This window comes from Aeromonas sp. QDB18 (assembly GCF_027705325.1).
Lineage (GTDB): Bacteria > Pseudomonadota > Gammaproteobacteria > Enterobacterales > Aeromonadaceae > Aeromonas > Aeromonas caviae.
Genome location: NZ_JAPDBQ010000181.1, coordinates 1 through 7,495, shown reverse-complemented (window position 1 = coordinate 7,495; position 7,495 = coordinate 1). Strand labels below are relative to the sequence as shown.

Annotated in this window: 6 protein-coding genes; 3 read left to right on the top strand and 3 right to left on the bottom strand. The window is 64.7% G+C overall.

The genetic code is table 11. The features are described 5' to 3' along the window. Nucleotides 1-115 precede the first annotated feature (115 nt). The 3 genes from OKC30_RS18955 to OKC30_RS18945 form a co-directional block, all read right to left on the bottom strand. Nucleotides 116-682 carry a pyridoxamine 5'-phosphate oxidase family protein gene (locus OKC30_RS18955; protein ID WP_160837643.1) on the bottom strand — a complete coding sequence of 189 codons (567 nt, stop codon included), beginning with the start codon at nucleotides 680-682 and terminating at the stop codon, nucleotides 116-118. Nucleotides 683-715: 33 nt separating this feature from the next. Next, nucleotides 716-2,140: a sodium:proton antiporter NhaD gene (nhaD, locus tag OKC30_RS18950; protein WP_160837645.1), complete on the bottom strand. Its 1,425-nt coding sequence runs from the start codon at nucleotides 2,138-2,140 to the stop codon at nucleotides 716-718. 135 nt (nucleotides 2,141-2,275) lie between these two features. Next, nucleotides 2,276-2,749, bottom strand: coding sequence for a DUF4357 domain-containing protein (locus OKC30_RS18945; RefSeq protein WP_160837647.1), 474 nt, complete (start codon nucleotides 2,747-2,749; stop codon nucleotides 2,276-2,278). A gap of 152 nt (nucleotides 2,750-2,901) precedes the next feature. Here OKC30_RS18945 and OKC30_RS18940 point away from each other — a divergent pair, with 152 nt between their 5' ends. The 3 genes from OKC30_RS18940 to OKC30_RS18930 are packed head-to-tail and all read left to right on the top strand — an operon-like array spanning nucleotide 2,902 to nucleotide 7,106. Beyond that, a complete protein-coding gene (locus OKC30_RS18940; protein ID WP_160837649.1) occupies nucleotides 2,902-3,582 on the top strand; it encodes an ABC transporter ATP-binding protein in 681 nt (226 codons plus the stop codon). Between the two features lie 21 nt (nucleotides 3,583-3,603). Continuing rightward, a complete protein-coding gene (locus tag OKC30_RS18935) occupies nucleotides 3,604-6,042 on the top strand; it encodes an FtsX-like permease family protein (protein ID WP_270670472.1) in 2,439 nt (812 codons plus the stop codon). Beyond that, nucleotides 6,039-7,106 (top strand): lipocalin-like domain-containing protein, encoded by a 1,068-nt coding sequence (locus OKC30_RS18930; protein ID WP_160837653.1) that lies wholly within the window; start codon nucleotides 6,039-6,041, stop codon nucleotides 7,104-7,106. The genes OKC30_RS18935 and OKC30_RS18930 overlap by 4 nt, the downstream gene beginning before the upstream one ends. The last annotated feature ends 389 nt before the right edge of the window (nucleotides 7,107-7,495 follow it).

The window sequence follows — 7,495 nt, the reverse complement described above, 5'->3', positions numbered from 1 at the left end:
ATCCGGAACCAGTGATTGGTTCCGGATTGTCCTACAGCAGAAGGATCGGTCAATGGATCCTTAACTGATCAGCATTGTGTCCATGGACAGGGCTTTTTGCATCGGGGCGCAGGCCTCAGTCATCGGCCTGCAACCCACTGCGCGCCAGGATCTCGCTCTCCAGCCCATCCAGGCTTAGCTGGTTCTTCTTGCGCCAGTAGGCCTCAATCCCCTCCCGGCCCTGACGGGCCGACCAGTTGGCAAGATCCTCCCTGTCTCCCTGGTACTCATACAGAGGCACCGACATGCCGCACGACGTCTGGACCCGTTCAATGTCCAGCAGGAAGATCTGACGAGCCGCGACGCTTGGGGGGAACAGCGCCAGCAACGACGGCCATTGCGGATCAGTGCGGTGCAGCACCCGTGCCTGGCCATAGGCTCGCAGGATAAGCGGCGCCCCCTCGAAGGCGCAAAACATCACCGTCATGCGCGGCTGTTGCAGCACCTGGGCCGCGGACTCGTTGCCGCTGCCGGTCAGGTTGAGCCAGACCAGGGTGTGGGCATCGAGGACGCGCAGCGAATCCCCGCCCTTGGGGGAGAGATTGACCGATCCCTTCGCGGCCGCCGTGCCGACGAAGAAGATCTTCTGCCCCTCGATAAAGGTGACATGGCGCGGCAAAAGCGCCTCGAACAGTTGTCCCATCCTGCCTCTCCCTGGTGCCTGGAACCGGGTTGCCTAAAACAGGGCGCTGTTGAGCCACAGGTGCGCCCCTATGCCGACCATATAGCCAAGCAAAATGGCAGGCAACCACTTGAGGTGCCCGACGAAAGTATACATGCCCCTGGCCTGCCCCATCAGGGCCACCCCGGCGGCGGAGCCGACCGAAAGCAGACTGCCCCCCACCCCGGTGGTCAATGTCACCAGCAGCCACTGCCCCGTGCTCATCTGCGGCTCCATGGAGAGCACGGCGAACATCACCGGAATGTTGTCGATCAGGGCGGAGAGCAGGCCGATGGCGACGTTGGCCAGGGTCGGATCGCCACCGTCATAGAGGAAATGGGAGGCAAGCGCCAGATACCCCATAAACCCGAGGCCGCCGACGCACATCACCACCCCGTAGAAGAAGAGCAGGGTGTCCCACTCCGCCTTGGCAATCTTGTTGAACACATCGAACGGCACCACCGAGCCCAGACGCAGCAGCCTGGCCTCGTCCCCGGTGCGCTCATACAACGCCCGTGCCCGGGCCAGGGTAACGGGCTGGGTCTTTCGCAGATAGAAACTGAAAAATTGCAGGTAGCCCAGCCCCATCATCATGCCGAGCACGGGGGGCAACCCCAGGAAGTGATGGCAGGCGACTACGGTCACTATGGTGAGCACAAAGAGCAGCACGATGACAACGGCGCCGCGCCTTGGTACCACCATCTCGCCCGGCATGGCGGGCACCAGACGGGGCACCATCAGGCTCATCAGGGTGGCCGGCACCAGGAAGTTGAGCAGGGCGGGGATGAAGAGCAGCAAGAACTGCTGGAACGGCACCTTGCCCGCCTGCCACACCATCAGGGTGGTGATGTCGCCAAAGGGGCTGAAGGCGCCGCCCGCATTGGCTGCCACGACGATGTTGATGCAGGCCAGGTTGATGAAGCGGCGCTCCCCGTTGGCCACGTTGAGCACCACTGAGCACATCAGCAGCGCCGTGGTGAGGTTGTCCACCACGGGGGAGATGAAAAAGGCGAGAAAACCGGTGAGCCAGAAGAGCGTACGCAGGCTGAATCCCGCCTGCACCAGGCGTACCCGCAGCACGGCGAACAGCAGCCTGTCCTCCATGGCGTTCACATAGGTCATGGCCACCAGCAAGAAGAGCATCAGCTCGGCATACTCCAGCAGGTTGTGGCGAAACCCGGCCTGAACCAGCTCGCTTTGCCCCTGCCCCGTATAGACCAGGCCGATGGCTATCCAGATGATGCCGGCGGCCACCAGCACCGGCTTGGACTTTCGCAGCTTCAGGTACTCCTCGGCCATCACCAGGGCATAAGCCAGGGCGAAGATGGCGAGGGCGAAGAGCCCGACTCCGCTGTGGGTCAGATCGAGGGGGACGTTGCCCGCAGCGGCGGGGGCACTGAGCAGGGCCGCCCCGGGCACGAGGCGAAGGAGTCCAGACATGGCGGCATCTCCTGGCAGGCGTCTGGCATTGAGGCTAGCAGCGCAAAGGGAAGCCGCCCTCCTTGTCATCCTGATGAGCGGCCCGCCGCGGGCTCTCAGGCAAACATGAGCGAGGCCCGTTGCCGGGCCCCGTCATCAGGAGGTCTTCTTGCCAAAACCCGATTGCTTGAGGGTGTAGCCTGCGCTGTTTTGCCAGGCATCCAGCCCGCTTCGGTTGTTGCCCGCCACCAGGCTCGCGGCCAGGCTCGGGCTGTTGAAGAGCTGATCGGCGGTAAAGATGAAGCCCCCTTCGGGGTGGGGAGTGAGCACCCCCTTGCTCAGCAGCTCCTGGCGCAGCTCGATCACCGCCTCGCGCAGGGAGGCCGCATCCTCGCCGTTGGCGGTGGAGCCCGCCTGGACCATGAAACCGGGGTTTTGCCGCTTGCCCACCGGATAACCATGGGCCTCTGCCCCCTTGCCGTTGAAGTGGTAGAGCTCGCGCTCCCCCGGCTTGTTGTCGGAGAGGGCCTTTTGCAGGGTCATCAGCTCGTTGTAGATATCGATGGGGACCACGGCAGCCTGCTTGACGCCCTTGCTGTCGACGATAAAACTGACTTGCTTGTGTAACATCCTTGCGCATCCTGTGACCCATGGAAGGCCCTATTCTAACCACCTCAGGCAAGCGGGATCCAGCGAGGATCCCCATCCCTTTTGCAGGCGCGATCACTAACTGGCATAGTGACGGACATTGTGAAAGCCATTGACCATCAAACGGTTATCCCATGCTTAGCCTGCGCAACCTCAGTAAACGCTTCGCCAACGGCGGCGAGACGCTCCCCCTGTTTGAGGGGCTGGATCTCGCCCTCACCCCGGGGGAAACCTGCCTGCTGCTGGGGCAGAGCGGCTGTGGCAAGTCCACCCTGCTCAACCTCATCGCGGGCCTGCTGCCCCCCGACGAGGGGGAGGTCTGGCTGGGGGAGACCCGCCTCGACACCCTGCCTGTGGACGAGCGGGCCCGCCTGCGCGGCCGCCACTTTGGCATCGTCTATCAGGACTTCAACCTGCTGCCGACCCTGACGGTGGAGGAGAATCTCTGCCTGCCCCTTGCCATCAACCAGCTCCCTCGCCATCAGCCAGAGATTGACGCCCTGCTGGCTCGGCTCGATCTGGCCCACAAGCGCCACGCCTGGCCGGAGCAGCTCTCCGGCGGCCAGCGCCAGCGGGTGGCGCTGGCCCGTGCCCTCATTCATCAGCCCCGTTGGCTGCTCGCCGACGAACCCACCGGGAGTCTCGACGAGCACAACGCCGAGCAGGTGATGGCCCTGATGATGAGCGCGGTGCGCGATACCGGCGCCGGTCTCTTGCTGGTGAGCCACAACCCGGGCTATGGCGACCTGGCGGATCGGGTGCTGCGCCTTGAAGGGGGACAGCTGGTCGAGCTCAAGGGGCGCCGCCATGGCTGACGTCTGCTGGGGGGCCTGCTGATGTTGCCCCTCAAGGCACTGCTGCGCCTCTATCGCGCTCACCCCTGGCTGCTCTTGATGAGCCTGACCGGGCTCACCCTGGGGGTCTCTTTGGTGGTGGCCATCGAGCTCTTGAACCACAGTGCCCGCACCAACTTCGTCGCCGCCCGCAGCCAGCTCGCCGGGGAGGCCAATTACCGCCTGGCGCCGAGCGGCGGGCTGGATGAGCAGCTCTATGTAAAGCTGGTACGAAGCCAGCCGGATCTCGACGCCATGCCAGAGCTGCACGCCTGGCTCAAGGACGAGCAGGGGCGCAGCTTCCAGCTCCTCGGGATGGATCTCTTCAACCCCGGCCCCTTGCGCCGCCTCTTTGGCGCAGAGCCAGACAGCAAGCCCGACGTGACCTTGAACCGCGCCGACAGCGTCTGGTTGGCGGCCCCCGAGGCCAGGCGCCTGGGCTGGCAGCCGGGCCAGCCACGGACGTTTCTCTTGAGCGACAGTTCGCCCGATGGCAAAGAGGGCAAGCGAGCGCTGACCCTCACCCTGGCGGGCACCTTCGAACCCGGCGCCGTGCCCATGGAGCGGCTGCTGGTGACCGACATCGGCCTCGCCCAGCCCCTGCTTGGCAAGGAAGGGCGGCTCGATCGCATCGTCTTCAAGCTAAGCGAGACGCAAGCTCACACCCTGCAAACAGCCCTGCAAGCCTATGCCCCCCATCAGCCCCTCTGGCTTGAGCCCATCAGCCCGGCGCTCGATGCCAGCCAGCTCGGCGATGCCCTGGCGCTGAACCTCACGGCGCTCTCCCTGCTCGCCATGGCGGTGGGGCTCTTTCTGGTGTTCAACGCCCAGCGCTTCGTGCAGAGCGTGCGCCGCCCCCAGCTAGCCCAGCTCATCATCCTCGGGATGCCGCCGCGTCGGGTGCTTGGCTGGCTCATCCTAGAGCTTGTGATCCTCGCCAGCATCGGCACCCTGCTCGGGCTGCTGCTGGGAAGCCTCCTGGCCCTGGCTCTGATGGGGCAGCTCACCCAGGCGCTGGCCGACCTTTATGGCCCCAACCCCATCGATCTGCTGCGCCTCTCCCCCGCGAGCCTTGGCAAGGCGATGGTCATCGGCATTTTGGGGACGCTCGCCGCCAACCTGCCCGGCTGGTGGCAACTGCTGCGCCAATCCCCCCTTGAACTGCGGGACGGCAACAGTCGGCCGCCGGCCCACCCCTGGCGCAGGCGAGCCTTGGCCATCGCCATCCTGCTGCTCTGCGTGCTCTGTCTGTGGCGGCCAGAAACCGGCCTCACCGGCGCCCTCTTCGTCGCCGGGGGCTGGCTGCTCGCCATGGCGCTCGCCCTGCCCGATGCCCTGCGCGCCGTGCTGGGGCGGCTGAGATCCCGCCCCGGCGGCCCCCTCACCGCCCGGCTCGGGGTGGCCGAGACCCAATACCATCTGGATCGCACCGCCATCGCCGTGATGGCGCTGCAACTGGCCATCGCGGCAGCCATCGGCATCGGGGTCATGGTGTCGAGCTTTCGCTCGAGCGTGGAGATCTGGCTCGGCCAGCGCCTGGCCGCCGATCTCTATGTCACCGCTCCCAAGGGGGTGGCCGGCAACAAGGGCGCCCTCGGCGAGCAGACCCTCAACACCATACTCGCCGCGTCGGACGTGCGCGCCGCCTCCCGCCGCGCCGTGCATCCCGCCCGCTGGCAGGGGCAGCCCATTGAGTGGGCGCAGATGGACTTTATCCCCGAGCTCAAAACCGCCTATCCGCTGCTGGCCGGGCGCTGGCCCGCCGCCCCCGACGAGGTGCTGGCGAGCGAACCGCTGACGGTGCGCCTAGGGGTCAGGGTGGGGCAGACACTCGAAGTCACCGGCGAACAGGGCCCAAGGGCACTCACCGTCACCGGTGTCTATCAGGATTACGGCAGCGAAAAGGGGCAGATACTGCACGCCTTCGAGGACGGGGCCGTGCAATCCCTCGCCCTCTTTAGCAACCAACCGGAGCGCCTCGCCGATCGCCTGCGGGCGCAGTTTGGTGAGGGGGTGAACCTCCTGCCCGCCCCCGCCATCCACGCCGCAGCCCTTAAGGTGTTCGACCAGACCTTTGTGGTGACCGAGCTGCTGAAATTGCTGATCCTGGGGATCGCCTTCGTCGGCATCGGCTCGGCCTTCATGGTGCTGGGGCTGGCCCGGCGCGGCGAGTTGCAGACCCTGCAGAGCCTTGGCCTGAGCCCCCGCCACTGCCGCCGGTTACTGGTGTGGCAGGGGGCGGGCCTCGGGCTGCTCACTGCGCTGTTGGCCCTGCCGGTGGGCTATGGCCTCGCCTGGGTGCTGATCGAGGTGGTCAACCCCCGCGCCTTCGGCTGGCGGCTGGCCTTCGAGGCCGCCCCCCTGCACGCCGTCACGGCGCTTCTGCTGGCGCCGGTGTGCGGGGCGCTGGCCTCCTGGTACGCCGCAAGGAGAGTGGTATGAAAACATTCAACATCTGGTGGCTGGCGCTGCTCTGCACCCTGTATGGCACCGGGATCGGTGCCAACGATCTGGGTGCCATCCTTGGCGGCGGTAGCGATCACTTCAAAAAGGCCCTGCCGGGTCAGTCCATCCGCCTGCCCGCGGATCACGGCGCCCACCCCGACTACCGCTCCGAGTGGTGGTATCTCACCGGCAACCTGAAAGACGAGCAGGGACGCGGCTACGGCATGCAGTGGACCCTGTTCAGGCAAGGCATCGAGCAGGAGATAACATCCGACAACCCCTGGCTCACACCCCAGCTCTGGCTGGCCCAGTTCGCCATCACGGATGTGAGCAAAGGCAGCCACCAGCAGGACGAGCGCACCAGCCGCCAGGGGCCGGGCCTCGCCGGTGCCAGCGGCGGTGAGTATTGGCTGAAAGACTGGGTGCTGGCCTCCCAAGGGGAAGCGCTCTTTCCCGCCACCCTCAAGGTGCAGAGCAAGGCGGGGGATCTTGATTTGCAGGTGAGCGCCGCCAAACCGGCGGTACTGCAGGGCAAACAGGGCTACAGCGAGAAGAGCCCGGGCAACGCCTCCTTCTACTACTCCTACCCGCGCCTGACCATCAGCGGCACCCTGACCCTGGATGGCGAGACCCGCAATGTCAGCGGTGAGGGCTGGTTTGATCATGAGTGGAGCAGCTCGGTATTGGCCGAGTGGCAATCGGGCTGGGACTGGTTTTCGCTGCAATTTGAAGATGGCCGCGAGCTGATGCTGTTTCGCCTGCGCACCAAGGCGGGCCGCGCCAATCCCGAAAACCGATACGGCATCCTGATTGAGCGGGACGGCAGCAGCCGGGTTCTCGCCCCAGACAGTCTCCGCCTCACCCCCGGCAAGACCTGGCGCGGCCCCAAGGGGCAGCCCTACCCCATCGAGTGGCAGCTGGAAGCCGCCGATATGACGCTCACCATTGAGACCCGCCAACCCAATCAGGCCATGACGGGGCGCTTTGACTACTGGGAAGGAGCGGTATCCGTCTCGGGGGATGCCCAGGGCGTCGGCTATCTGGAGATGACGGGGTATTGAGCCAACGGCCTGCTCTGTTTGTTCGCTTTCCCTGCTTTATCTCTGTGGGGCCAACCCTATCCTGCATCACCATTTCTGCGATTAAGTGGTTTTGCTGTTCTGGGAGGCCATCCCCAAAACCCCTACTACAAACCGCCTGCCCTCCCCGATTTCTGATCCCCATCAAAAATACGTATCAAATCTCACCTCCAGTAAAACGTTTCACTCAACAAGTTGAGTTGCGCTTGGTACCCTACTCATCCGACCCTCAGAGCTCCAAAGGTAGGAAGTGAGCGACTATGGTTACCTCTTCAATTCGGTTATAAAAAGCACAACCTGATTACCCATGATTAGCAGTCAGTTACCACGAACTATACTGATCTTACGTACAGTTATCGAGGTGCGAGATC

Coding starts and splice junctions, on each gene's coding strand:
- OKC30_RS18935 (WP_270670472.1), top strand. CDS start 3,604: ATGTTGCCCCTCAAGGCACTGCTGCGCCTCTATCGCGCTCACCCCTGG.
- OKC30_RS18930 (WP_160837653.1), top strand. CDS start 6,039: ATGAAAACATTCAACATCTGGTGGCTGGCGCTGCTCTGCACCCTGTAT.
- OKC30_RS18945 (WP_160837647.1), bottom strand. CDS start 2,749: ATGTTACACAAGCAAGTCAGTTTTATCGTCGACAGCAAGGGCGTCAAG.
- OKC30_RS18955 (WP_160837643.1), bottom strand. CDS start 682: ATGGGACAACTGTTCGAGGCGCTTTTGCCGCGCCATGTCACCTTTATC.
- OKC30_RS18940 (WP_160837649.1), top strand. CDS start 2,902: ATGCTTAGCCTGCGCAACCTCAGTAAACGCTTCGCCAACGGCGGCGAG.
- nhaD (WP_160837645.1), bottom strand. CDS start 2,140: ATGTCTGGACTCCTTCGCCTCGTGCCCGGGGCGGCCCTGCTCAGTGCC.